This is a genomic window from Brasilonema octagenarum UFV-OR1 (assembly GCF_963888615.1).
Taxonomy (GTDB): Bacteria; Cyanobacteriota; Cyanobacteriia; order Cyanobacteriales; family Nostocaceae; genus Brasilonema; species Brasilonema sennae.
In genome coordinates this window covers 1-23,527 of the sequence record NZ_CAWPKW010000388.1, presented here as the reverse complement: position 1 = coordinate 23,527, position 23,527 = coordinate 1, and the positions used below count along the sequence as shown (strand labels likewise).

At 43.8% G+C, this 23,527-nt stretch carries 24 protein-coding genes, 1 other RNA gene and 3 pseudogenes; 7 read left to right on the top strand and 21 right to left on the bottom strand.

What is annotated here, in order from left to right; translation table 11 throughout:
- Window positions 1–494: 494 nt before the first annotated feature.
- The 3 genes and pseudogenes from AC5590_RS34280 to AC5590_RS34270 all read right to left on the bottom strand — a co-directional run bounded on the left by AC5590_RS34280 (window position 495) and on the right by AC5590_RS34270 (window position 4,712).
- The gene (locus tag AC5590_RS34280; RefSeq protein ID WP_169267661.1) at window positions 495–1,835 is read right to left on the bottom strand and encodes a TldD/PmbA family protein; all 1,341 of its coding nucleotides are present in this window, start codon (window positions 1,833–1,835) and stop codon (window positions 495–497) included.
- A gap of 154 nt (window positions 1,836–1,989) precedes the next feature.
- Window positions 1,990–3,462, bottom strand: a complete 1,473-nt coding sequence (locus AC5590_RS34275; RefSeq protein ID WP_169267660.1) for a TldD/PmbA family protein — start codon at window positions 3,460–3,462, stop codon at window positions 1,990–1,992.
- Window positions 3,463–3,692: 230 nt separating this feature from the next.
- Window positions 3,693–4,712, bottom strand: a pseudogene (locus AC5590_RS34270) (aldo/keto reductase).
- A 445-nt stretch (window positions 4,713–5,157) separates the two neighbouring features.
- On the opposite strand from AC5590_RS34270, the gene AC5590_RS34265 reads away from it, so the two are divergent.
- A complete protein-coding gene (locus AC5590_RS34265; RefSeq protein ID WP_169267659.1) occupies window positions 5,158–5,586 on the top strand; it encodes a TMEM165/GDT1 family protein in 429 nt (142 codons plus the stop codon).
- Between the two features lie 59 nt (window positions 5,587–5,645).
- Window positions 5,646–5,924, top strand: coding sequence for a TMEM165/GDT1 family protein (locus AC5590_RS34260; protein ID WP_169267658.1), 279 nt, complete (start codon window positions 5,646–5,648; stop codon window positions 5,922–5,924).
- Between the two features lie 31 nt (window positions 5,925–5,955).
- Here the strand turns inward: AC5590_RS34260 and AC5590_RS34255 are convergent, their stop codons facing one another.
- From AC5590_RS34255 to AC5590_RS34245, 3 genes are all read right to left on the bottom strand, one after another.
- Window positions 5,956–6,441, bottom strand: a complete 486-nt coding sequence (locus tag AC5590_RS34255; RefSeq protein WP_169267657.1) for a DUF4149 domain-containing protein — start codon at window positions 6,439–6,441, stop codon at window positions 5,956–5,958.
- A 286-nt stretch (window positions 6,442–6,727) separates the two neighbouring features.
- Complete coding sequence (locus tag AC5590_RS34250) at window positions 6,728–7,393, bottom strand: hypothetical protein (protein WP_169267656.1); 666 nt, start codon at window positions 7,391–7,393, stop codon at window positions 6,728–6,730.
- Between the two features lie 125 nt (window positions 7,394–7,518).
- Complete coding sequence (locus AC5590_RS34245) at window positions 7,519–8,394, bottom strand: helix-turn-helix domain-containing protein (protein WP_169267655.1); 876 nt, start codon at window positions 8,392–8,394, stop codon at window positions 7,519–7,521.
- A gap of 233 nt (window positions 8,395–8,627) precedes the next feature.
- On the opposite strand from AC5590_RS34245, the gene AC5590_RS34240 reads away from it, so the two are divergent.
- The 4 genes and pseudogenes from AC5590_RS34240 (at window position 8,628) to AC5590_RS34225 (ending at window position 11,704) form a co-directional block, all read left to right on the top strand.
- Entirely contained in the window at window positions 8,628–8,813 is a 186-nt protein-coding gene (locus AC5590_RS34240; RefSeq protein WP_169267642.1) for a hypothetical protein, read from the top strand.
- A 523-nt stretch (window positions 8,814–9,336) separates the two neighbouring features.
- A complete protein-coding gene (locus AC5590_RS34235) occupies window positions 9,337–10,902 on the top strand; it encodes a group II intron reverse transcriptase/maturase (protein WP_169267654.1) in 1,566 nt (521 codons plus the stop codon).
- Window positions 10,903–10,977: 75 nt separating this feature from the next.
- A pseudogene (locus AC5590_RS34230) lies at window positions 10,978–11,373 on the top strand (DUF2808 domain-containing protein); the annotation flags it as partial.
- Window positions 11,374–11,449: 76 nt separating this feature from the next.
- Window positions 11,450–11,704 (top strand): hypothetical protein, encoded by a 255-nt coding sequence (locus tag AC5590_RS34225; protein ID WP_246162564.1) that lies wholly within the window; start codon window positions 11,450–11,452, stop codon window positions 11,702–11,704.
- Window positions 11,705–11,954: 250 nt separating this feature from the next.
- On the opposite strand, the gene AC5590_RS34220 is transcribed toward AC5590_RS34225, so the two are convergent.
- Window positions 11,955–12,104, bottom strand: coding sequence for a hypothetical protein (locus tag AC5590_RS34220; RefSeq protein ID WP_169267653.1), 150 nt, complete (start codon window positions 12,102–12,104; stop codon window positions 11,955–11,957).
- Between the two features lie 93 nt (window positions 12,105–12,197).
- Here AC5590_RS34220 and AC5590_RS34215 point away from each other — a divergent pair, with 93 nt between their 5' ends.
- Window positions 12,198–12,614, top strand: coding sequence for a GIY-YIG nuclease family protein (locus AC5590_RS34215; RefSeq protein WP_169267652.1), 417 nt, complete (start codon window positions 12,198–12,200; stop codon window positions 12,612–12,614).
- A 44-nt stretch (window positions 12,615–12,658) separates the two neighbouring features.
- Here the strand turns inward: AC5590_RS34215 and cbiD are convergent, their stop codons facing one another.
- The 14 genes and pseudogenes from cbiD to AC5590_RS34145 form a co-directional block, all read right to left on the bottom strand.
- Window positions 12,659–13,741, bottom strand: coding sequence for a cobalt-precorrin-5B (C(1))-methyltransferase CbiD (gene cbiD / locus AC5590_RS34210; protein ID WP_169267663.1), 1,083 nt, complete (start codon window positions 13,739–13,741; stop codon window positions 12,659–12,661).
- 114 nt (window positions 13,742–13,855) lie between these two features.
- Window positions 13,856–14,244: a transfer-messenger RNA gene (ssrA, locus tag AC5590_RS34205) on the bottom strand.
- Window positions 14,245–14,339: 95 nt separating this feature from the next.
- Window positions 14,340–15,104, bottom strand: a complete 765-nt coding sequence (locus AC5590_RS34200; protein WP_169267651.1) for a class I SAM-dependent methyltransferase — start codon at window positions 15,102–15,104, stop codon at window positions 14,340–14,342.
- A gap of 104 nt (window positions 15,105–15,208) precedes the next feature.
- A complete protein-coding gene (locus AC5590_RS34195) occupies window positions 15,209–16,159 on the bottom strand; it encodes a F0F1 ATP synthase subunit gamma (RefSeq protein ID WP_169267650.1) in 951 nt (316 codons plus the stop codon).
- A 97-nt stretch (window positions 16,160–16,256) separates the two neighbouring features.
- Window positions 16,257–17,777, bottom strand: coding sequence for a F0F1 ATP synthase subunit alpha (gene atpA, locus AC5590_RS34190; RefSeq protein ID WP_169267649.1), 1,521 nt, complete (start codon window positions 17,775–17,777; stop codon window positions 16,257–16,259).
- A gap of 102 nt (window positions 17,778–17,879) precedes the next feature.
- Window positions 17,880–18,434 (bottom strand): ATP synthase F1 subunit delta, encoded by a 555-nt coding sequence (atpH, locus tag AC5590_RS34185; RefSeq protein WP_169267648.1) that lies wholly within the window; start codon window positions 18,432–18,434, stop codon window positions 17,880–17,882.
- Between the two features lie 2 nt (window positions 18,435–18,436).
- Window positions 18,437–18,985, bottom strand: a complete 549-nt coding sequence (locus tag AC5590_RS34180; protein ID WP_169267647.1) for a F0F1 ATP synthase subunit B — start codon at window positions 18,983–18,985, stop codon at window positions 18,437–18,439.
- A gap of 153 nt (window positions 18,986–19,138) precedes the next feature.
- Window positions 19,139–19,570 (bottom strand): F0F1 ATP synthase subunit B', encoded by a 432-nt coding sequence (locus AC5590_RS34175; RefSeq protein ID WP_169267646.1) that lies wholly within the window; start codon window positions 19,568–19,570, stop codon window positions 19,139–19,141.
- Window positions 19,571–19,731: 161 nt separating this feature from the next.
- A complete protein-coding gene (gene atpE, locus AC5590_RS34170) occupies window positions 19,732–19,977 on the bottom strand; it encodes an ATP synthase F0 subunit C (protein WP_015112744.1) in 246 nt (81 codons plus the stop codon).
- 248 nt (window positions 19,978–20,225) lie between these two features.
- Complete coding sequence (gene atpB, locus AC5590_RS34165) at window positions 20,226–20,984, bottom strand: F0F1 ATP synthase subunit A (RefSeq protein ID WP_169267645.1); 759 nt, start codon at window positions 20,982–20,984, stop codon at window positions 20,226–20,228.
- 122 nt (window positions 20,985–21,106) lie between these two features.
- Entirely contained in the window at window positions 21,107–21,559 is a 453-nt protein-coding gene (locus AC5590_RS34160; protein ID WP_169267662.1) for an ATP synthase subunit I, read from the bottom strand.
- 337 nt (window positions 21,560–21,896) lie between these two features.
- Window positions 21,897–22,562: pseudogene (locus tag AC5590_RS34155) on the bottom strand (SAM-dependent methyltransferase); the annotation flags it as partial.
- Between the two features lie 34 nt (window positions 22,563–22,596).
- Window positions 22,597–22,977, bottom strand: coding sequence for a type II toxin-antitoxin system VapC family toxin (locus AC5590_RS34150; RefSeq protein WP_169267644.1), 381 nt, complete (start codon window positions 22,975–22,977; stop codon window positions 22,597–22,599).
- Window positions 22,974–23,240 (bottom strand): AbrB/MazE/SpoVT family DNA-binding domain-containing protein, encoded by a 267-nt coding sequence (locus AC5590_RS34145; RefSeq protein ID WP_169267643.1) that lies wholly within the window; start codon window positions 23,238–23,240, stop codon window positions 22,974–22,976. The genes AC5590_RS34150 and AC5590_RS34145 overlap by 4 nt, the downstream gene beginning before the upstream one ends.
- Window positions 23,241–23,527: the final 287 nt, after the last annotated feature.

Sequence of the window (23,527 nt, the reverse complement as noted above, 5' to 3'; positions counted from 1 at the left end):
GTATCTCCTGCACAGACGCTCTTGCAACGCTCGATTCGTGCGCTTGCGCTTACGCAGTCGCCTAGGTCGGGAGACCCTCCTGCATAGCGCTGGCTCACTGATAACTGATAACTGATAACTGTTTTAAGAAGGGGGATTTAGTTTCGCGAATTATGTTGCTAGCGCTCTTAACCCCTAGTTGGAGGCTCATATCTTGCAGATATTTGTAGAAAACCGTACAACCTAAAAAGATGCAAGGGAAAGTTAGATAATTTTTCTTAGGTTTTGTCCCTAAATAAAGAACTTTTGATTTAATACTGAGTGACTAAATACCATCAATTTTTCTGGGTGCAAGATTTGAGACTTGCCACTTCTAACTTCCAACTTTTGATTTGTGTTTAAATGAGAATTCGTTGGATTCCACAAATACGAAACCCAACGTACAATTGTTCTTAACTGAACAGTATTAGGATCAAGCTATATTTAAGCAACAATCCTAAAACTCTTGCGATATCTTAGTCTCCAGTAATCGAGAGTTCATCAACCCAGATTTTGGGACATACACCTCCAGGAGTCAACTCTGGTTCTTTTTCGATAAAAGTAATTGATTTGAGGACTTCGAGAAAATCTCCAGCAACTGTTGCAGACTCAATGCTTGTCTTAACACCTTTGTTGACAAGCCAGCCATCAAATGGTAGAGAAAAGGAACCTTGTAAAGCTTTCACACCTGCGTGCAGAGCTTGTAGCTCATCAATAAAAACGACATTTTCTGCTGTTTCCAAACTCAATTCCACCTCACCAGGTGCGGCTGCAAAAACATGATAGAAATTCGGACTGACAGAGACTTTTGCACCAATATTAGCGTTACCTGTCGGCTGAGCGTTCATCCTTTTTGCAGTACCTGCACTGTGGAGAAAGCCTGTTAAAACGCCATTTTCAATTAACGAAACTTTGCGGGTGGGAGTTCCTTCACCATCAAAAGTTTCTGCACCGATGTTTGCTGGATGTAATGCGTCATCGTACACTGAAAGCAGCGGAACAGCAATTTCCTTTCCTAAATCATCAGGGGTAGATAAACTTTGCTTGTCCAGAATACTTTGAGCATTAAACAAGTTAGAAAAAGCACCCAATAAACTCAAGAAAGCATCTGGAGAGAAAACAACTCGATATTTCCCAGTCTTGATTTTTTCATAATTCAAGTGGCTGATAGTTTTCTCTGCAGTTTCTTTGATGCAACCATTGATATCTAGATGATCTAAACCTTTGCTAATTCTAAAAGCGCCACCACTGCGAGGTTTCTTTCCATCTTCCTCAGTTTTGCTATAAAGAAAAATCGACGATGTTGAGCCAGATTCAGTTCTCATCGCACCATCGCTGTTGAGATAAAATCTGTCAAAATCTCTTTGCGACAAACTATTATAAGGGACTCCAATGATCGCAGAATGAGCGGCGAGGACTTCTTTTTCAGCAGCTAACAAACTTTCTATCAGATCAGAAACCGGTGCTTGGGGTGCTTTGTCGTGTGATGAATTATCCAGGGGAACCGTAGACTCTGGGCTAAAATCAGGGACGTTTTCTTTTACACCAAAAAAACTTGCTTCGTAAGCTGTTTTTAAAGCTAATTCAAGTCCTTTGGAATCTACATCGGTTGTGCTTGTGACACCCATTGTGTTGTCTTCATTCCAAACACGAACGGTGACACCAGAAAGATTAGAAGCTTTTACTTGCTTTGGCTCACCTTGATCCACTTGCACACTCGTTCCATCTGCTGATGAGCCATAGATATCGAATTTTTTGATGCCAAGTTTACCAGCACTTTCCTTGGCATAAGTTGCAATTTCGTTGATATTTGGCATAGTTCGTCAATTTTATATTCGCGTGTTTTCTTGCTCCCAGGTTCTACCTGGGAGTGTATTACAGGAGGCTCTGCCTCCTATTATCATGTGGCAGAGCCACATAAAAGGCATTGCCAGCCAGAGGCTAGGAACGAGTTAAGAAGCTGCGAACGAGTTAGCGTCCACCTACGGTAATCGAATCAACCTTGATGTGTGGTTGTCCTACTGTTGTGTAAATACTGCCACTAACAGAACCACAAAAACCAGGAGCAAGGGATAAATCTTGAGAACACATGGAAATTTTATTCATAATTTCCTTCGCTTCACCAATCAAGATAGCTCCTTTGAGTGGCTTGGTGATTTTGCCATTTTCAATCAAATAAGCTTCATCTACACCAAAGTTAAATTGCCCTGTAGCACCAACGCTACCACCGCCCATCTTCTTACAGTAAATACCTTTATCTATAGAAGCAAATAAATCATCAGTGCTATATTCGCCAGGAGCAATGTAGGTGTTACGCATCCGGCTAGCAGCAGCATAACCAAAACTCTGGCGGCGTCCACTACCTGTTCTGGGGTGTCCAGTGCGTACTGAACCTGTTCTATCTGCCAAGAAGTTCTTTAAAACGCCTTTTTCTATTAATAGCGTTCTTTGAACTGGCATACCTTCGTCGTCCATATCAATTGTGCCGAAGGCGTTTTCGGTTCGTCCTTCATCCCAAGCTGTCAAAGCTTCGTGGGCAATTTTCTCACCTTTCTTGTCAGCAAAGGGAGTGGTGTTGCGTTCAATTTGAGTGGTTTCCAACAGGTGTCCGCAGGCTTCGTGGAAGATAACCCCACCGAAGTGATTTGCCATGATGATGGGGTAAGTGCCTGATTCTACATAATCAGCGTAGAGCATTTTGCCTGCTGATTCTGCGATTTGCTCTGCCGCTTGTTTATGATCCCAAGCTTTCAGGAAATTGGGATCACTAGTGTTACCACCACGTTCGGCGAGGGAAGCGCGATTAGCACCGTCAGCACATAACAGCATAAGTGCGACCGACTGAGTCAGGCGAATATCACGAGCAAAGGTACCATCACTAGCGGCGACTAGCACTTCTTGCCAATCACGGAAATAAGTAGCGCGGCGCGATTGTACATGACTTGCTTTTTGCTGGAGTTGGGTAGTACTTTCTAGGAGAATATCTCCCATGTCTCGCATGGAAGTGCACAGAGGTAGCCAGCCATCTTTACCTCTTTTGCTGGCGTAGTCTCGCAGCAGTTCCAAGTTGATTTCTGGAATGAAAGCGTTGGGCGCAGGAAGTTGCAATCCTAAAATAGAAAGACCTTTTTCCAAAGCTGCTTTCAAACCAGAAAAGGAAAGGTCGTTCGTGCTAACGTAGCAGTCAGCTTTGCCACGAAATACTCTGACTCCTGCACCCGTAGAAAGACGCGGTGTAATGCTGGTGATGGCGTCTTCCTCTGCTAAGCAGCTAATATAGTTAACACGTTCTAAAAAGAATTCAATAAAATCAGCACCAGCAGCACGTCCCAGTCCCAAAAGCGTAGACAGGGGTGCTTCCCAAGATTCATCAAATCGCTCTGGTGTGAAGGAGTATTGTAAGGTTGGGAGTTGTTTGGACAGAAGTAGAGTACTTGTAAGCATCAGTAGCCTCAAAAAGCTGGCGTTACCAGAGAATTAACTGAACAGTCCTTTGTGTGTTCAGTCTAACAAATCAATGGAAGTCGCAGTCGGGATCAAGGTGGTAGAGGTTTCCCCACCTTGGGAACGAGTAATACTTACTCTCTCATTCTTGGCGTGCTTGGCGACTTGGCGGTTCGTTTAATAAATATTAAACGCATCTGCATGGATAATTAGTCTAACAACAAAATAACTCAGCGCCGATATTCATCCCCGCAGTCACCAATCAACTGATACAAATCCCGTGACTTGCCAGATACAGCATTTATTTGATTGAAATCCTAAGCATCCAGTGTGAAGTTAAAAACTTTGGGATTGTCTTCTATATGTTCAGATGCACCAAGCCTTGCACCCACAATCACACCTGCAACAGTTGGCTGATCCAAAATATAACGCACTGCTACATTGGAGATACTGACATTGTATTTATCAGCTATTTCTTTCAGGGTAGAAAGTAATTCTTGAAAAAGTCTCCAACCACCCCAACCATCTATCATATTTTTGTATTTTCTCAAGCTGGCAGTGGTTAAGTCAAACCCTCGTGGTTCCGGTTTACCTAAGTACTTTTCAGATAACAAACCACCGCAAACTGTGCCATATGTGAAAAGTTTTATGTCGTGCTGTTGACAAAACGGAATCATATTCACTTCTGGACGGCGGTCAACCAGAGAAAATTGCACTTGATTAGAAACTATTTTGATGCCAGCATCTGTAATAATTTGCAAATGTTCCGTATCAAAATTAGTCAAAGCTAAATGTTTAATTTTTCCCTCTGTTTGCAGTTCTGCCATATATTTGAGGGCATCTAGATAATTTTTATCGCGGTATTCCCACCAGTGAAACTGCATCAAATCTAAAGATTCAACGCCCATCCTTCTCAAAGAGATATTGATGTTTTCTTCAACCAATTCTCTTGTCATCTTGGTAGGACGAGGTACCCATTTCGTAAAGGCTTGAATATTGGATAAAGCTTCTTTACCACGAGTTGCAATCAATTGACGGCGAAACTCACCAATAAAATCTTCTGCTGGTCCATAATGGTCTGCTAAATCCCATGTTGTAAAGCCTGCATCCACATATTTGAACATACTTTGAATAGCGGCTTTTGGATCAATGCGTCCATGCGCACCAGAGACTTGCCACATTCCATTTAAAACCCGACAAATGTTTAAATCAGGTGTAAATTGTAAACGACTTGAGGTGGGTAGGTTCATCACAAATTAGGGCAGAATTCCTTTCATATATTAAGCATGGCAGGGAAAGGTGCCGTCCTCCAACTATTGAACGACAATTGAACAACAAAAATTTTAGGTGTTGCTTGAGAGCGCCCAAGGGGCGCGATTACACGCCCCCAACGAATGAAAGAAACACCATTTCCCTGTTCTCTGTTCTCTGTTCCCTGTTCCCTGTGTTTCTTGAAAGTATAATCGATAGCTGAGTGCCCTGGCTGTTTCATGCTGGCAAATGCACCATCTCGCGTACATTTCCTCGCACACCGCCCTACACTTTTACCCCCTTATACCCTCCCATAACGAAGGATCTCGTTGCGTAAGTCCTGTAGGGAATAAATCAGTGGGAGTCCTCGGTTGCTATTTGTGAAAAATCTTGAGAAAATGAGAGAAATATGAAAAAAACTTAACTAGCAAAAAAATACAGCCTGTGAAACTTGACTCCAAGCCCTTGAACCTTACTACATCTGCAACCCAAAGCCAGCTAGAGCAAAAAGATGAACTAGATAGCAATAGTCCAACTACCTTAGTTGAGGCGTCGTCACCTTTGGATTGTGAGAAACCGACTAAGCAGGAAACCCCACTAGTCATCTTCGCCACGACATTTTTGACCATCTTTCTGGCGGAAATTGGTGACAAGACACAGCTATCCACTCTGTTGATGAGTGCGCAATCACATTCTCCGTGGGTTGTGTTTTTGGGATCTGCCACCGCGCTAGTCATGACTAGTCTATTGGGTGTCGCGTTAGGTAGTTGGATCGCTAGCAGACTCTCCCCAAAAACTATAGAAAAAGCAGCAGGGATAATGCTGCTGCTAATTTCGTTAATGTTATTTTCGGATTTGGTAATTTCCAAATAATTTAGTTAATTAACCTGTGTGACTGATAAAAACTCTTAACTCTTGACTCTTGACTAACTATGGATTGGCATCTTTTAGGATTAAGCTTTATTACGGTTTTTTTGTCAGAATTGGGTGACAAAAGCCAGTTAGCTGCAATTGCGCTTTCAGGTCGTAGTCAATCTCCGCGTGCGGTGTTTTTTGGTACCGCTGGCGCACTGCTTTTGACTAGCTTTTTAGGAGCTTTGGCGGGGGGAGCGGTGTCAGAGGTATTACCTACAAGGTTGTTGAAAGCGATCGCCGCCGTGGGATTTGCCATACTTGCAATACGCCTGTTATTTTTTAACAACGAGGAATGAAGTGTTTTATCATTGATCATTCCTCATCCAGTTATCGTCGCCAGCACCAGCTCAAAAGTGTGCCACCTGCCAATAGTTTTACTGTTTCCAAAATCCAGTAACCACCATGCAGTATATTCATACTTGCTGGAATTTCAGCTGTTGTCTCAAACAGGTTCAGTTCGATTCCGAGGGCAGACATTTGCGGAGTGAACAAGTAGGTGTTAATAGAAGCGATAGCCAGCAGTAATACAGACAAAATAATTGCACCGCGACGCCACTGAGATTGGCTGTTGCACACAGCTAACACGCTGGTTAATACTAAGCCAGCAGACAGCAATTCGATACGATTAAAATTCCAGAAAAGCGCATAGCCAGCTGAAGCAAAGTTGGCTTGAGTCATCATGCCAGAAACGTAAAGACTAGGCATAATTACCAAGTCAAGAAATAAGCTGGCACTGAGCCAAAAGCCTAAAGCTAATATGGCAACATTTTGCCAAATCGGTCGCTTAAGTTCGACGCTAGAAACTGCCTGCATAATTGTGAATAATTGCGTGTGTTTATATTTTTAGTTTCTAACTTAACAAGGCACTTTGACAACACAAGTCAATAATCTTTTACAAAGTTGTTATAACTTTGCAAAATTATTTAAGTATTTTTTACTTCAGTCACAATTATTTATAGGATGGGTAGAGCGTAAGCGTTACCCATCAGAACGAATATGAATGTTGGGTTTCGTGCCAAGGGTGTAACCTACATTAAGTTTTGTATTTCATTATGTCTAAGTAGGAGGACAGAAATAAACTAGACTTTGTAAAAAAAGATTAAGGAAAAATGGCAGGCGATAAAACTGAGGTAAACACTACTTCATACAATGACATTTGAAATTCGTTATTCGCGAGTGATCTCATTTGCAGCAGCGGTTCAGCCATCGGGGGATTGGCATTCATTTTGGCGTACTCTTGTTGAGAACTCCACAACCCATAATTTATAGCACGAGCGCCATCAAGCGAGCGATGAAAGTGAGTTGTCATTAATCCAGATTGTCCTGAGATTTGCTGGATGGCTTCTGCGGTGAACTCCAGAAACCGAGGTTGATTAGCGGGATCTTTCAATTTAAAGATGCCGAAATTGATCAATTGACCCTCATCAGCCGTGATTTGCATTGGACTATCAGCAGGTTCACTCATGAAAATTTCGTAGAGATGGGAATCTGGAGCCAAGAAACCTGTAATTTGTGTTGCTAGGGCAATATCTCGATTGTTGATATATGTATCGTAATCCGCTTGGTTCTGCCATTGCACATAATTAATAACACGCAAGCCATCAAAGCTGCGAAGAATTGCACAAGCAGTATATCCAGGCTGTTTTTTCAGAATGTTTTCGGTGTATGTTATCAAACTATCGACCAATAACCACTGTTGATCGGGCTGGGTAACAAAAATATCTAATTCTGCCAGAACTGGATTATTCTTAAAAACGCTGAGCATCAAATTATCCTCTTGTGTTGACTGAGTATGGTTAGGTCAGAAGAATCAATGTGAAATACTCAACCAACGATATAAAGCTGTTGTACTCAGGTATATCCGTTTTTTGCGTTTTTAGCAGATTCTTGCTATTTTCTGAAGAATTGTTTCGGTGTCACTCCGGTGAGGCGCTTAAAATGTCTACCAAATTGACTTTGATTTGCAAAACCTACTTGTAGGGCAACATTTGCAATACTGTGCTGACTTTGTATGAGTAATTCCTGGGCGCGTTCGATCCGGCATTTAATTAAGTACTGGTAGGGAGAGTAGCCAGTAGATTGTTTGAACAGTCGAGCAAAGTAATACTGGCTCATACCTAGTTCCGTAGCGATCGCCTCTAATGACAGGTTTTCTGTTAAATGGGCTTGGATATAGTCAATCGTCAGTTGTAGTTTATAGCTGGGTAATCCACCACAGATAGCTGGAATTCTCTGCTGTCGTGTCGAGTAGCGCCGTAATAGATGAACTGTTAACGCATTTGCCATTGACTCAGCGTAAAGGCGATCGCTCAATCCATCTATTTCTAATTCTGCTTTGAGTGCCAAACCGATTTGTTGAATCAAGGGGTCACGAATTTTCAACTGTGGCAAAATTTGCACATTATCCTCATCAACAGATTCATGCACAGCACAAGTAAATAGCTTCGGTTCTAGGCGAAGTAACAAAAATTCTGCATCTGTATCCCAAGACAACTGGCGATGAAGATGGGGAGGCGAAATCATAATGTCCCCAACAGCGATACAATCGCTACTACGTTGCCCGTCTACCCTCCTTTCTAGCTGAATAGGATGCCCGAGATGAATGCTGAGTAGGTAATTAGGTAAACAACACTGAGATGTTCCATTTGCAGGCTGATGATGTTGTTCAACACGCAAAATGTCTGAGATAACATTTTGAGTCCATAAAATAGGCGACTGCGGCACAACCTGTATGACAGCATTTTTTCGACTAGAATCTTGGCTCATGTCCCTGCTTCTTGTGCTTCTGTCATACTCGACTTTACAATCAGTGTACCGAATCTATGAGCTTATCCACCAGAATTAACAGAGGCTGATACAACAGAAGCGATAGCTCCTGTTGATTTTATTCAAGTTGTGCTAACGTGCATTCAAAAGCTGATATTTAGCTCTAGTTTCCTAACCACAGGGAATTATCTGTATGGTCTTTTACCCGCTATAGAACGACCGGATGCAAAACAATGCGTGTAGCATTTTTCTTAAGTACAGCAATTGCTTGTACAACAGTCATAGGCGGATACACTGCGGACTTGAGTCAAGCGGTTGAGTTACGAGATGGTAAAGTCTATTTTGTCCAACCACCGACCTTGCTGGGTGCAGTGACCACCTACAAGGATACTTATGTATGGGGTGGTGCGATTCGTTGATACCCAAAATGCCCCTCGGCATATTAAAGTATCCAACTCAACAGAGTTGAACTTCGGACAGGATGAAGGTGAAAGTCCTTCCCCTCAAGCTCAGAGGTGACTCCTTATCTGCCCACAGCGAGTAAGCTCGGAATCTTACAGACTGAAGCTGGGAACAGGGCGCAATCAGACGGCTGTTATGGGCTGACACTGGCGCTAATAGGGAAGACTCACGGTGAAACAGAACCTAAAAAAGCGACTTATACGTAAGCAGGGCATAAATACCAATACCCCCTGACTCAGTTAGAGATACAACCCCATCGCCATTATCCCAAGAGCGATAAAGAGCAAGGGATTCTAACAGTCGAAGTGGTTACACCTAAAAGTCCTAAAATCCACACCGAGGAACGAATAAAAACGGATTAGGAGTCCTGGAAAGGTCGAAAACCAGGTAGGTAAGACGGGATACGGAACTCTCCTAATTCGGGTAGGATGCGGCGTAATTGCTGCAAGGTGTTTAGAAAACAATCAATAGGAGTAGAGTATGATTAGGCACAGTAGCAATACTAGTGAATCTTGGAAAAACCTCCCCTGGAAGAAATTCCGCCGGGAACTATTCCGCCTACAAGTTAGGTTGTTCAAAGCAGTTAAAGCAGGAGACATGCGAAAAGCGCGGTCACTTCAAAAACTGATTCTAAAATCCCAAGCTGCAAGATTTCTGGCTATTCGTCAAGTAACTCAACTAAACGCTGGTAAAAAGACTGCGGGTATTGATAGGAAAGCGTCCCTCAGTCACGAAGAACGCTTCCAACTTGAGGAACTCCTCAAGAATCATTACCTTAATTGGCATCATAGCAAATTAAGAGAAATCCCAATACCTAAGAAAAACGGTAAAACCAGAATTCTCAAAGTCCCCACTATTGCGGATAGAGCATGGCAATGCCTAGCAAAATACGCACTAGAACCAGCACACGAAGCGACATTCCACGCAAAGAGTTATGGATTCAGACCAGGTAGAAGTGCTCACGATGCACTAAAAGCCACATTCAGCAATCTAAACTCCAAAGCAAACGGAATAAATAAGCGAGTCCTAGAAATCGACATCGAAAAATGTTTCGATAGAATAAACCACACAACTATCATGGATAACCTGATAGCACCAAAAAGTCTGAAAATCGGTATCTTCCGCTGCTTAAAAGCCGGAATACATCCCGACTTTCCCGAACAAGGAACCCCTCAAGGTGGTGTGGTAAGTCCGTTACTAGCAAACATCGCACTCAACGGTGTTGAAAGCGCACATAGATATCACCGCAATGGATTCAAAATAAGCCCCAAGACGGCTGCGAAAGATATCATGGAACCATGCATCAGATATGCAGATGACATGATCATAATGCTTAGACCCGAAGATAACGCCGAAGAGATACTTGAAAAGGTAAGCCAGTTCCTTACAGAAAGAGGAATGAGTATCAGTAAAGAAAAGACCAAAGTAACCGCATCGACTGAAGGCTTCAATTTTCTTGGCTGGCACATCAAGGTGCAGAGCAACGGAAAGTTTAACTGTGTCCCTTCAGAGGACAACTACAAAACGTTCCGAAAAAAAGTAAAAGCCATCGTCAAGTGCTCTAACTATGGTTCCAAGGAGAAAGCTGAAAAACTAGCACCCTTGGTTAGAGGATGGAGGAACTATCATAAACTTTGCTCATTACGAGGGTCACGATTCTCACTGTGGCATACAAACAATGCAGCATTCAAAAAGTTTAATAGGGAAAAAGGAAATACCAAAGAATCCAGTACCGAACTGATTAAAAAAGCATTTCCCAGAACTCCAAAATCAGAATACATCATCGTACAAGGAAATAAATCTCCTTATGATGGAGATATAACATACTGGAGCGAACGCAATAGTAAGTTATATCAGAACGAAACCTCTAAAGCCCTAAAAAGGCAAAACCATACATGTGGATATTGTAATATGAAAATGTTATCAGGAGAAACGGTTCACCTGCACCACATTGACAGCAATCACAGCAACTGGAAAACCAATAACCTCACTGCTGTACATGAAAGCTGCCATGATTACATACACATGAGCAAGGGGAAACCCTAAAACATCGGGAGCCGGATGCACTGAAAAGCGCACGTCCGGTTCTAACAGAGAGGTGCAGGAGATAATACTCCTCATCGACTCTACCCAACATACTATTTTACCATTGGCCTGCCAGAAAATGCTGGAGAACCGCTGCAAACAATTACCATTCATCAGCGTGAAGGAGTAGATCGTGTGCGCTTTGACTTGCGACACACTTCTGCTTTTGAAGGAACGCCTTCCAAAGAAGGTGCAAAGCTTGCTTTGAAAGATGTGACAAGGGACAGCAAAACCAAAACACTATCGCTCATATTTGATCCGCCAGTATCTCCAGGTAGAACCATCACACTAGCTCTCAAGCCAGTGCAGAACCCGACGGTTGCTGGTGTCTACCTATTTGGAGTCACGGCGTTTCCGCCGGGAGACCAACCTCATGGTCAATTTCTCGGTTATGGAAGGTTGCAATTTTACAACTTTGGTTTTCGGTTTTGAGCAAAGCTAGGGGTGTAAGGGTGTAGGGAATAGCTGCACTGTCTAGATATAAGTTATAATATCGAGATAAAAAATTATGCAAATTACTTTAGATATACCTGATGAGATTGCTCGCAATTTAGAATCTCACAAGGAAGATTTACCCCAGATTTTGGCTCTAGGATTGCGAGAAATGACGGCTAATCCTTCTACAGGTTTTTCTGGACTGACTGAAGTTTTAGAGTTTTTAGCAAAGTTACCATCTCCTGAAGAAATTTTAGCTCTCCGTCTTTCGCCTATGGTTCAAGCTGAAATTGAATCTCTTTTAGACAAAATCGTACTCAAGGTTTAGATGAAAGCGATCGCTGTCTGTGGCAACATTATGAGTTTATTGAGCATTTAGTACGTCTTGCTAAAGCTCAAGCTCTGCTCAAGTTACAACAAAGTGCATGAGCAAAACTTACATTTCTACTAATACCAAGTTGCGTTCTGTTGTAATAGCACTTTAGGGGAGATTGGTTCATTCCGCTGAGTCCTGAGCCTGCGGCACGGCAAAGCCGAACGGACACGCTGCGCGTTCGCTCTTAGCGTGCGCTTTGCGCTTACGCTTCACTCGCAATGACAGGTGGTACTTTTGATTGCAACTTGGTATAACTTGCGACAAATAGTATTTGATCGCGCTCAGGGTTGTTGTGAGTGATGCTGGCTTCGACTTCGCTCAGCCAGCAAAAGCCATAGCTGGTAAAAGCCATTTATCTAGTAACAGAGTCTTCCCTGAGCGAAGTCGAAGGGAACACTTTTATATGTAACTAGAAAAGAAGCGAAGCGATCGCACAAATCAATTTATGGCTTATATGTATATTCTTGAGTGCGCTGATCGTAGTTATTACACAGGTAGTACCAAGAATCTAGAACAGCTTCACAGGCAACATCAGCAAGGTCTGGGTGCAAATCACACAGCAAAACGGTTGCCTGTGAAGCTGATTTTCTGTGAGTATTATGAGCGCGTAGTTGATGCTTTTGAGCGTGAGAAGCAGGTGCAAGGTTGGAGTCGGAAGAAGAAGCAAGCTTTGATTGTAGGGGATACAAATTTGTTGCATAAGTTAGCTGAGTGTCAAAATGAAACTCATTACAGTCGGTTGACTGGTTTCGGTGGTGATGGCTTCGACACTTCGACAAACTCAATGCATCCCTCCGCTGGCTTCGACTCCGCTCAGCCACCAGAAGAACGCTCGCTGAGCGTTTGCGCAGCGCCCCCTTAGGGGCTAGCCGAAGGGAGTACATCACACCTTTGATGAGAACTTTCTTAGTTTTGATCAAAACTCAAAAGTTCTTTTGCGTGCAAGTCTTGGCTGATGATTTCGCCTTTGCGGTCAAACAATACAGTACCAACTTTAAGGGCAACATTAGCATATTTTTGCACGTAAGCAGTAGCCTTCTGACTAATTTTTTCTGCTAGTATCCCAAATACTGATTCTGCCAGTCCTAGTTCGATTAATTTTTTGTGTGCTGCATCTGCAGTCTTAGTATCTAAAATTGCCCGTGCTGTTTGTACATCACCACCAACAGCAACAACTGCTGCACTTATAATTTCTAATTTGGCATCTGCTAAATGACTAGACGTATTGAAAATGCCACCAGCCAGCTTAATCAGTTTGCCATGATATCCCAGCAGCAAAACAGAAGCTGCTTGATATAGTCCAGCTTCTACAAGCATTGCACCAATCCAATTCCCAGTTTGCACAACTGCTGATTCTGGTATGCCTAAACGTTGTGCAACTTGCATACCATTGCTACCAATACAAAACACCAAACCAGGACAAACTTTGACTTTCGCCTGCAACGACAAACGAAATTCTTCTAAATAGTCAGCCGCCGACAAAGGTTGAGAAATTCCACTGGTTCCCAACAAAGCTAACCCTTCTAAAATGCCAAAGGCTTCATTAGAAGTACGTTGCGCCAATTGACGCCCTTCAGGAAGAATAATTGATACCGTTGCCGTTTGCTCTGGGGGAATCAGAGATAGTAAATTGGCATCAAACAGGCGACGGGCATAACTGTAAATCGCTGGTTCTCCAGAGGTTGTTTTTCCTAAACCCTCTCCTGCTTCTAAAATCAAGGCTTGGGATTGCCTTTGTGACAACCTTACCCAAGCCCAAATGGGCGTGTTTTTTGTTAAATCTAAGTTATCACCTGGATCACTGAGTGTCACAGCCAAAGCACTTTGGGAGTCTAAAGCTGCAACTTGAGAAATCGAAATTTCTGCTGTTTGAGAAAGCAGATCAATCTCAACCGAGAGTTGAGAATCTATTTTTTCACGCAGATGCATAAGAGCAGCCTTAGCAGCGGCTACTGCAAACACTGGCAGGGTATAACCTGTACGAGCCATATAGTTGTTAAATAAGTTTTTAGAAACATCTTTGCCAAACAACTTTTTTAAGCGCCCAGAAAAAATGAAATCCGCCATCACATAAAACTGTCAGGCGGATTTGCGGATATTTTTTAGTGGATCCGAGCAGAGTCGAACTGCTGTCCAGACTGGGTATTGACCCCCCGCTCGTTCACAGGCTTAGCCTCTTTTACCCTCAAGGCGGGGAACGTTCATTATCCCGAACGCTAGGATGCTCTGGTTAAGTCTTAGCTAACAAGCGAACCAGAGACACTTGCTAGAGCATCCGTTGGGGGTTGGTCTCTAATCCTTAACGGAGTCAAACTAGAGACGCTCGAACCGAAAAGAGGTTATTAGGCAGCTACTACAGCTTGCTTACGAGCAAAAGGTACAATGTTGTTTGCATTTACTTTATGTTGAGCCTTGGATTTTCGAGAGACGACTCACTCTCGACCTGTTTCACAAAGTAGCTTTCGCCAACCTGTCGAAACCGTTACGGACCCATGTGTTTTACCTATAGTACGATTATAATACGCTATTTTCAAATGTGCCACTCAGGAGCTAAATTTGAGATTTTGGTGGGATTTGGTCTTCTGGTTCATGCCAGTGCTGCACAGAAACACAAGGTGTCTTTGTGAGAACTTGGTTGTAGTCCGTCAGTATAGTTGGCGCATAAGGTAATGTCCTTGTAACCGTTTTCCTGCAAACACATGATAAATTCATCTCGCCCAAACCAGTGCAGGGGTAACCGCTGTAACTCTGTGGCAATGAGTTCTCCGTCCTTCCACTTCTCGTAGCGAATCACACTCATGTTGAGTTGATTCAGCCCGTCAATCTCCGAAGTGATTTGCAAAAGAATTGTTGAACCATCAGGACACTCAATAGGCGATCGCTGCCTTACGATATTCTCAGTCTTAAAATCTTCGATGGGTAATTCCAAATCGATGAAGATTCGACCTTGGGGTTCAAGGTGTCGTGCAAAAGCTTGTAAGGCGGCGACAGCAGCATTTCGCTTCTCTAGCAACATAAAAGAACCGAAGGACACAATGATCGCTTTGAATTTCCCAGGGAGGTCAAGGTTTTCTACAGAACCATGATGGAGAACTGGTTTCAACCCCTTTTGCGTACAGTGCCGATGGCAACAAGCAAGCATATCTTCTGAAGAATCGATGCCCTCAACGTTCAAATTAGCTTCTAGTAGGGGGATGAGTAGCCGTCCCGTGCCAACCATCGCCTCAAGAATTCTGCCACCAATTTTAGAAAGATGTTTGATGTAGTATGGAACGTCAGGGTACTTTCCATCAATGGGCTTGGTGATATCATAAACCTCAGTACACAAAGATCCATATGTCGTCAGTGTCATCATTAGCCTCCATTGGTGAAAAAGCCCCAACAATTAAAAATAGCTAATAGCTAATTTCAACACAACTAGCAATTAGCTATTATTCATTTGCTATGAGTAATTTCCTAACCTCCTAGTGCCTCAGCACCGCTGACAACCTCTAGGATTTGATTGGTAATTGCGGCTTGCCGCGCTTTGTTGTAAGACAAAGTGAGGGCATTCATCAGTTCCTTGGCGTTGTCGCTGGCATTGCTCATTGCTGTCATCCGCGCCGCAAGTTCGCTGGCAGCTGATTCTTGCAACGCCCGCAAAAGCTGGTTACTCAGATACAGAGGTAATAAGGAATCGAGAATCTGTACTGGATCTTGCTCGAAAATCATGTCACTGGATAAAGTACGGGTTTGAGCGGTTACTTTCTCTCGTGTGACTTCAAATTCACCTCCACGGGTTGTTAAGCGGAAAATTTCGTCATCCTGTGCTTCCAAACCTTGAGTGTCAAGAGGAAGCAGCGTTTGCACTACCGGACGAGAACTCACCAAGGAGACGAACTTGGTGTAGACAAGCTCAATACGATCTACACTGTCTGACAAGAACAAAGAAAGCAATTCGTCAGCAATCTTGTTGGCTTCAGCAGCGGTAGGAATTTGCTCTAAACCAGTATAGGTAGCGTCTATTGGCTGTTCACGACGTTGGAAATACTGGGTTGCTTTGCGTCCTACGATGACAAATTTGTAGTCTACACCTTCTGCTTTGAGTTCTTTGGCGCGATTTTCGGCACGTTTGATAACGTTGTTGTTGTAGCCGCCGCACAAACCGCGATCGCCTGAAATCACTAACAGCCCTACTGACTTAACTTCCCGTTTTTTCAACAGTGGTAAGTTTGCTTCTTCAAAACGCAGACGGGTTTGTAGACCGTACAGAACTTGCGCCAAGCGGTCGGCGAAGGGACGGGTGGATAGCACCTGTTCTTGAGCGCGACGCACCCGCGCTGCAGCCACCAGCCGCATGGCTTCTGTAATTTTTTTGGTATTTTTGACTGATTGAATGCGATCGCGTATTGCTTTGAGATTTGGCATAAATTTTGTCCTTAGTCGTTAGTCTTCAGTCGTTAGTCAAGAGTCAATAGCCATTAAGCTCTTTACTAATGACTAATGACTAATGACTCTTGACTAATTATGCTGTTGCCAAGAAGGTCTTCTTGTATTCGTTAATTGCCTCTTTCAAGAGTGCTTCTTCTTCATCACCCAGTGCTTTCTTGGATTGAATTCCTTGAACGTACTGAGGTTTGCTGGTCTTTAAGTACTCGCGCAGCCCTTTGCTGAACCCAGTAATTTTTTCGACTGGAATCTCATCTAAGTAACCGTTGATACCAGCATAAAGAAGAGCGACTTGCTCGTACACCGATAGCGGTGCATTTTGTGGCTGTTTCAAAAGTTCCCGCAAGCGCGCACCCCGTGCCAGCTGGTCTTGAGTTGCTTTATCTAAGTCAGAGGCGAATTGTGAGAAGGCTTGCAGTTCGTCAAACTGTGCCAACTCCAGCTTCAATTTACCAGCAACTTTCTTCATTGCCTTGGTTTGAGCAGCTGAACCCACCCGTGATACGGAAATACCAGGGTTAATAGCGGGACGGATACCAGAGTTGAACAAGTCGGAAGACAGGAAGATCTGACCGTCTGTAATCGAAATTACGTTGGTGGGGATGTAAGCAGATACGTCACCTGCTTGAGTTTCGATGATTGGCAGAGCAGTCATGCTACCTTTACCCAATTCGTCACTCAGCTTAGCCGCACGTTCCAACAGACGTGAGTGGATGTAGAACACGTCTCCAGGATAAGCTTCACGTCCGGGAGGACGACGCAGCAGCAAAGACATTTGACGATAAGCTGTGGCTTGCTTGGAGAGGTCATCATAGATAACTAGAGTTGCCTTACCCTTGTACATAAAGTACTCAGCAATCGAAGCACCTGTATAAGGAGCCAAAAATTGAAGGGTGGCTGGTTCACTGGCGTTAGCGGCGACGACAACAGTGTAGTCCAGAGCGCCTTTGTCTTGTAACGTCTGCACAACGTTAGCTTCGGTGGAAGCTTTTTGACCGACTGCGACGTAGACGCAGATCACGTCTTCTTCTTTTTGGTTGATGATGGTGTCTACGGCGATCGCAGTTTTTCCAGTCTGACGGTCACCAATAATCAATTCCCGCTGTCCACGACCGACGGGAATCATTGCGTCGATCGCTGTGATACCAGTTTGCATGGGTTCGTGTACGGAACGACGCGCCACAATACCTGGTGCTGGAGATTCAATCAAACGGGTTTCTTCGGTCTTGATTTCTCCCTTACCATCAATTGGACGACCTAAAGCATCGACAACTCGTCCAACCAAGGCTTCTCCCACGGGTATTTGAGCAATTCTACCAGTGGCGGTTACGGAGCTACCTTCTTGAATATCACGACCTTCGCCCATCAGCACCGCACCAACGTTGTCTTCTTCTAAGTTTTGGGCGATGCCAATTGTACCGTCTTCAAATTCCAGTAGCTCACTAGCCATGGCCTTGTCTAGACCATAAATACGAGCAATACCGTCACCTACTTGCAGAACGGTTCCAACGTTAGCAACTTTGACCTGTTCGTCGTATTGTTCTATTTGTTGCTGAATAATGTTGCTGATTTCGTCTGGTCTGATGCTAATTGCCATTTGTCTATCTTCTCTTTATTGCGAGACGGTACCTTTTACAGTTATCAGTTATTCAGTTATCACTGTTCACTGTTGACTGTTCACTGTTTACTGTTGACTGCTTTAAGAGCCACTTAAACGCAAGGAGATACGGCGCAGCTGGCCCCGTAAGCTGGCGTCAATGACTTGAGACCCTACCTTAATAATCACACCACCAATTAACTCGGGGTCAATTTTTGTCTCTAATTCGACCTCGCGAGCTTTTGTCAGTGCGATGACTTTATCTTTTACTGATTGTTGCTGCTCCTCTGTCAGGGGGACAGCAGAAATCACTTCGGCCAGAGCAATTTGTTTGAGTTGCCGCAACAGCACCAAGTATTGCTGTAAAACTGGTTCCAGCAATGAAATGCGCCGTCTATCTACCAGCAGCAATAAAAAATTGCGGAAGTATGCGTTAGCGCCGTCACCAAGGACACGGTTGATGACTCCCTTTTTGTCATCTAGCGACACAAATGGGTTCTCAAGAAAATTTTTCAGCTGCTCACTTTCAGAAAGCAAGCTTAGCAAAGAACGGACATCTTCGCCGAACTGATCTGTTAAATTTTTGGATTGTGCGACTGACATCAACGCCTGTGCGTAAGGCTGGGATATTTCCGCCATTGCGATATTACTTTTCATCCCTAAGCTCCCAATAGCGCTATGCTGCGGTCAATTAATTGCTGTTGAGCGTCGTCGGCAATGCCTGTCTGCAGTTCTGACTCAACTTTTTGCAATGCCTTAGACACTACATATTGTTGCAGTTCGGCGATCGCCCTGTCTCTTTGTGTGTCTAAATCCTTAACAGCTGTTTGTTTCAAACGTTCCACATCTTCTGCTGCTCGTGCCAAAATGGCTTCACGAGTTGCCTGTGCATTTTCTTCAGCAGTTTTACGGATGCGTTGCGCTTCTGCTTGAGCCTGCGTCAACTGTTCCTGTGCCTTAGACAGGGCAACTGCTGCTTCTTTTGCCTTTGCTTCTGCTTCTTTGATTACCGTTTCAATACTTGAGCGTCGTTCGCTGAGGATATTGCTAAGAACTTTACGCCCAAAGTAGAATAGTATGCCAACCAGAATCGCTAGGTTAATCAGATTGGTTTCAAAAATGTCTATGTTTAGACCGAAACCACCTTCTGAGTGACCTTCTGCCACCGCTTCTGTGGCAAGTAAAAAACTACTACCAATGATACCCATCTACGACTGCGCTGCTCCCTTGCTTAGTAGGTTGAAAATTCCCTAAGGGAAAAAAAGTGCCAGTTTTGACACTTATTTTACCGTTGTGGGACGACTTGCGCCCCGCTACGTATATACTTATCGAATTAATGTGAGATCGCGCATTCAGCTACTCTATTTAGCTAAAACAGGTCCCAATAGTTTTTCTAGTATCTGCCTGCTGAGAGCATCTACCTGTTGATCTAAGGAACTCAAAACTTCCTGCTTTTGCTGTTCTATTTCAAGTGCCGCTTGTTCTCGTTGAGCTTGAGCTTCTTTTTGCGCCTCAGCGATTTTCTGATCAGTGGTTTTCTGAGCTTCTGCTTGAGCTGCAGCGACAGTCGCTTGCGATTGTTTACGAGCTTCTGCTAATTGTTGCTCATATTCTTTAGTTAATCGCTCAGCTTTAGCCAAGCGTTCACGAGCATCAAGGTTATTCGTTCGGATATAGTTATCGCGATCGTCTAGTGCCTTGGTCAGTGGCTTATAGAAAATAACATTCAATAGAGCTGCCAACAGCAGGAACTGCACTGCCATCAAGGGCAAGGTTGCATCGAAATCAAACATTTCTCTCCTCTTTGGCTACAACAGCACTTTTCACGGGCGAAAAATCATCTTACTTTTGATCATCATCAAGACCCCATAGCCATCAAGGGTCAACTTTTATCCTTATCAGGTATAGAGACGTGAGCGTTCACGTCTCCAAAACTAAGGAAAAGTTTTAGGTTTTAGGCAAATGGGTTAGCAAACAGTAGTACTAGGGCAATAACCAGACCATAAATGGTAAGGGATTCCATGAATGCCAAGGTTAACAGTAAAGTACCGCGAATTTTACCTTCTGCTTCTGGTTGACGAGCAATACCTTCTACTGCTTGTCCTGCAGCATTACCTTGACCAATACCAGGACCAATTGCAGCCAAACCAATTGCTAGAGCAGCAGCAAGAACGCTTGCAGCAGAAACTAATGGATCCATGTTGATTTTCCTTACCTTTAGTACAAAACGAACGATTTTTGTGTTTAGATTTTAGATTTTAGATTTTGCATCGAAAGCGAAAATTCGAGCATCCAAAATCTAACATGACATCAGCTGAGGGTTCTAAGCAGTGATCACTTATCAGTTATCAGTTACCAGTTATAACTCTTTATTGATCACCCTTCGGGTTCGCCAGTTACCTCTGTCGGGAAACCCTCATCAAGTACTGGTCTCACTGTTCACTGATTTTAATGTGCTTCCTCATGCTCTTCGCCACCATGTCCTTCCATCGCCTCATGAATATATGCCGCTGCTAAGGTGGCAAAAACCAAGGCTTGAATGGCACTGGTAAACAAACCTAAAGCCATCACTGGCAAAGGTACAAACAGAGGAACCAAAAGAACCAGCACTCCTACAACTAATTCATCCGCCAAAATGTTACCAAATAGACGGAAGCTTAGGGAGAGGGGCTTGGTGAAATCTTCTAGAATCGCGATCGGTAACAGGACAGGCGTTGGCTCTATATACTTTTTGAAGTACCCCAAACCACGCTTCCTAAAACCTGCGTAAAAGTAAGCTAAAGAAGTCAATAACGCCAGTGCTACTGTCGTATTAATGTCATTGGTTGGAGCAGCCAACTCTCCCGATGGAAGTTTGATCAGCTTCCAGGGAATTAAAGCACCCGACCAGTTGGATATGAAGATAAACAGAAATAGTGTGCCTATAAACGGCACCCAAGGACGGTACTCTTTCTCTCCAATCTGGTTTTTTGTGAGGTCTCGAATAAATTCCAAAGCATATTCCATTAGGTTTTGGATACCACTGGGAATTTTTTGGATGTTTTTAGTAGCAGCTAGTGAAGCTACGACCAAAAGACCAATCACAAACCAGGAGGTGAGGAAGACCTGTCCATGCAGTTTTAGATTGCCTAACTGCCAGTAGAAATGATGACCTACTTCTAGTTCTCCAAGGGGAACAGAAGTTAGGGCATTCAGAAAATTCACCATTTTCCTAACCTAATCTATCATTTCTCCAATCTTACCTGGAGAAGTGGAGCGGGTTCGCGGGGTGGATTTTCCTCTTGGAAAAGTTCCGTCCTCCCGCACAGTTTGCTTTTTGCTGTTTATGGCTACCGGAGCTTTGGCAAGGAGGAGGCAAATGCCCCTCTTACTACATAAAAGAGGAGTGTTGCTTTATAAGTAAGAAATCCCAAAAAGATGGGTAAGATTTGCAGTTGATTCCATCGCGATGCTAGTAGAATAACCGCTACTAATAACGCAAATCGAGTTTTACTCAACTGTTTTTTTTCTCCACTCAAACCCTCAACATCTTTTGCCAACATCCTCAAGTAAACCACACCTGTACATGCTCCGAGCAAATAATTTAAAGCAATGTTCAGGGAATAAAATATCCAAACACAGATAAATATAATCCCTGTCAAGACAAGAGTAATGAGCAACAACTCTTGGTAGAGTCCATAGAACTCATGCATCGAGTTGTCTGGTTCTGTGTCCTCAAAACCAGGTCTTGAATCTTGTCGTGTTGTTGGTGTGGGATCAGTTGATTCGTTTGACAAGCTCACGAGACTTGAAACCATTACAGCTAATTGTGTTGACTGCATCTTCAGCCAGCTGAATCATATCACGATTGGGTAACAATACTTTAGAAAAAAACAATTAACTTATTGTCCCCAAACAAAAGACACCAGGTAGATGCACCAAGTACAAAAAGGATAATTAACACGGAAAATATGGATGAACAGGACAAATCCTTACCAATCCCTCTATCCTGAAATTCCGTGTTGAGAGCTGTGGCGAGATGAGGAGTCGCAATCAACTTGAAAGGTAGATATCCTCTTAATTTCTATTCTACCTTTTCCCTCGCCGCCTGCTTTGTTGGGATTTTGGCAATTTGTTTGGTTAACTTGGTATCAACAAAATCAGCAGCTGTTGCAACAGCCGCCTTCTCACTCCATCTAACCCCAATGATGAGTCGGTTAAAATCTCGTCTACTGTTGAAACACCATTCCAGCTTTGTAAAAACTTCAACTCTTGTGGTGATAAATTCACAATCTGGTAATCGTAGTTGAAGACACATTGACTGGGAAAACCATCCATGCAAGGATTTCGCTCACAAATTGCCGTTAATAAATCATTATCCGCTGACCAATCAGCCTTCGGTAAAGGTGGGCGACTCAGAAAAAACTCGTAGTGAGTCACTTCTGGATCTAATAACTCTATCAAACGATAACGCTGGATCTCACCTAAGTTAGCTACTCGTTCCATTAACTCTGGCGCTTTGTCCAAAAGTCTGCCTATCTGCCAAAAAACCGGATTTGAGAAACCAACAAAATCCAATCCTGAAGCACAAATCAGTTCAAACAACGTCTCAATGTTATAATCTACCTCCTGGGGATGCACATACATATCAGCAAAGCACTCATCCCGTTGATTTTCTAAAGACCAACGTTCTCGTTATGGCTTGACAATACGGTTATTTTCTGGTAAAAAAGCGAAGATTTGCCGATCAACCTGAACACCATCACGGTAATCACCGCGCTTGTCATTTTGAAGGAGGGCGATCGCTATACCTCCAGTCGCCGATTCATCTGACCTCTCATCACCGAACCACCTGCACATCCAAAGATAAACCGAGCGTTGTCCAAATGCGATCGCTTGTCAAAACCGAAGCATTGAGACGCATTCCCAAACTCAAGCAAGCACGGTCACCCAAAGACAAACCAACCTGTCGAGTTTGCAACCAGAGTCTTCCCGCCATCTCGGCATCTTCAGGAGTAAAGGGAGCGCAGATCAGCCCTAACGCCTCCAAATCCTCGCGCATTCCATCTATCACCACACCCGCAGCTACAGATTTCTGCACCACCTCCGCCCAATTCACACTCGAAATCACCGACTCAGCCAGCACGACTTCAACCGCTTCACCCCCAGGCTCATCCTGCAAATAGGCTAGCATTGCTGACGCATCCAACACCACCGTCATGCGCCCACTTCCCGCTTACCTTCCTCGCGTCGTTCCGCTATCAACTCGTCCGCCAGACTTCTCTGTTTTGGCAATTGCGAAAACCGAGCTTTCAGCCGCTGTTTAATCGCCTCCTGCTTTTCCAAAATCAGCCGCCCCTCTTCAGGACGAGCAACTAGCGTATCTCCCTCCTCAAAACCCAACAGCCGCCGCAGAGCAGCAGGAATAACCAAACGTCCTTGGCGACCTAAATGGACTTCAATATGTTTAGATGATTCGACCATAGATCCACTCGTTATGTCACATCATCTCTATATGTGCCACAAAAATGTAGTCCGTGGCAATATAAAAAGTAATTTGTAAGGTGTATCTCATATCATGTCCGCTTAATTACTTATAATTCCTGCTTGACCTCACCCTAACCCTCTCCTTATAAAGGAGAGCCAGTGCGTTGCGGTGAGACCAGTGCTTGATGAGGGTTTCCCGACCTAGGCATCTGGCGTAAGCGCAAAGCGCACGCTGCGCGTTCGCTCTTAGCGTGCGCTTGCGCTTACGCCGTAAGGCGTGCGCT

Coding starts and splice junctions, on each gene's coding strand:
- AC5590_RS34280 (WP_169267661.1), bottom strand. CDS start 1,835: ATGCCAAATATCAACGAAATTGCAACTTATGCCAAGGAAAGTGCTGGT.
- AC5590_RS34275 (WP_169267660.1), bottom strand. CDS start 3,462: ATGCTTACAAGTACTCTACTTCTGTCCAAACAACTCCCAACCTTACAA.
- AC5590_RS34260 (WP_169267658.1), top strand. CDS start 5,646: ATGGATTGGCATCTTTTAGGATTAAGCTTTATTACGGTTTTTTTGTCA.
- AC5590_RS34255 (WP_169267657.1), bottom strand. CDS start 6,441: ATGCAGGCAGTTTCTAGCGTCGAACTTAAGCGACCGATTTGGCAAAAT.
- AC5590_RS34250 (WP_169267656.1), bottom strand. CDS start 7,393: ATGCTCAGCGTTTTTAAGAATAATCCAGTTCTGGCAGAATTAGATATT.
- AC5590_RS34245 (WP_169267655.1), bottom strand. CDS start 8,394: ATGAGCCAAGATTCTAGTCGAAAAAATGCTGTCATACAGGTTGTGCCG.
- AC5590_RS34240 (WP_169267642.1), top strand. CDS start 8,628: ATGCGTGTAGCATTTTTCTTAAGTACAGCAATTGCTTGTACAACAGTC.
- AC5590_RS34235 (WP_169267654.1), top strand. CDS start 9,337: ATGATTAGGCACAGTAGCAATACTAGTGAATCTTGGAAAAACCTCCCC.
- AC5590_RS34225 (WP_246162564.1), top strand. CDS start 11,450: ATGCAAATTACTTTAGATATACCTGATGAGATTGCTCGCAATTTAGAA.
- AC5590_RS34220 (WP_169267653.1), bottom strand. CDS start 12,104: ATGGCTTTTACCAGCTATGGCTTTTGCTGGCTGAGCGAAGTCGAAGCC.
- AC5590_RS34215 (WP_169267652.1), top strand. CDS start 12,198: ATGGCTTATATGTATATTCTTGAGTGCGCTGATCGTAGTTATTACACA.
- cbiD (WP_169267663.1), bottom strand. CDS start 13,741: ATGGCTCGTACAGGTTATACCCTGCCAGTGTTTGCAGTAGCCGCTGCT.
- AC5590_RS34200 (WP_169267651.1), bottom strand. CDS start 15,104: ATGACACTGACGACATATGGATCTTTGTGTACTGAGGTTTATGATATC.
- AC5590_RS34195 (WP_169267650.1), bottom strand. CDS start 16,159: ATGCCAAATCTCAAAGCAATACGCGATCGCATTCAATCAGTCAAAAAT.
- atpA (WP_169267649.1), bottom strand. CDS start 17,777: ATGGCAATTAGCATCAGACCAGACGAAATCAGCAACATTATTCAGCAA.
- atpH (WP_169267648.1), bottom strand. CDS start 18,434: ATGAAAAGTAATATCGCAATGGCGGAAATATCCCAGCCTTACGCACAG.
- AC5590_RS34180 (WP_169267647.1), bottom strand. CDS start 18,985: ATGGGTATCATTGGTAGTAGTTTTTTACTTGCCACAGAAGCGGTGGCA.
- AC5590_RS34175 (WP_169267646.1), bottom strand. CDS start 19,570: ATGTTTGATTTCGATGCAACCTTGCCCTTGATGGCAGTGCAGTTCCTG.
- atpE (WP_015112744.1), bottom strand. CDS start 19,977: ATGGATCCATTAGTTTCTGCTGCAAGCGTTCTTGCTGCTGCTCTAGCA.
- atpB (WP_169267645.1), bottom strand. CDS start 20,984: ATGGTGAATTTTCTGAATGCCCTAACTTCTGTTCCCCTTGGAGAACTA.
- AC5590_RS34150 (WP_169267644.1), bottom strand. CDS start 22,977: ATGACGGTGGTGTTGGATGCGTCAGCAATGCTAGCCTATTTGCAGGAT.
- AC5590_RS34145 (WP_169267643.1), bottom strand. CDS start 23,240: ATGGTCGAATCATCTAAACATATTGAAGTCCATTTAGGTCGCCAAGGA.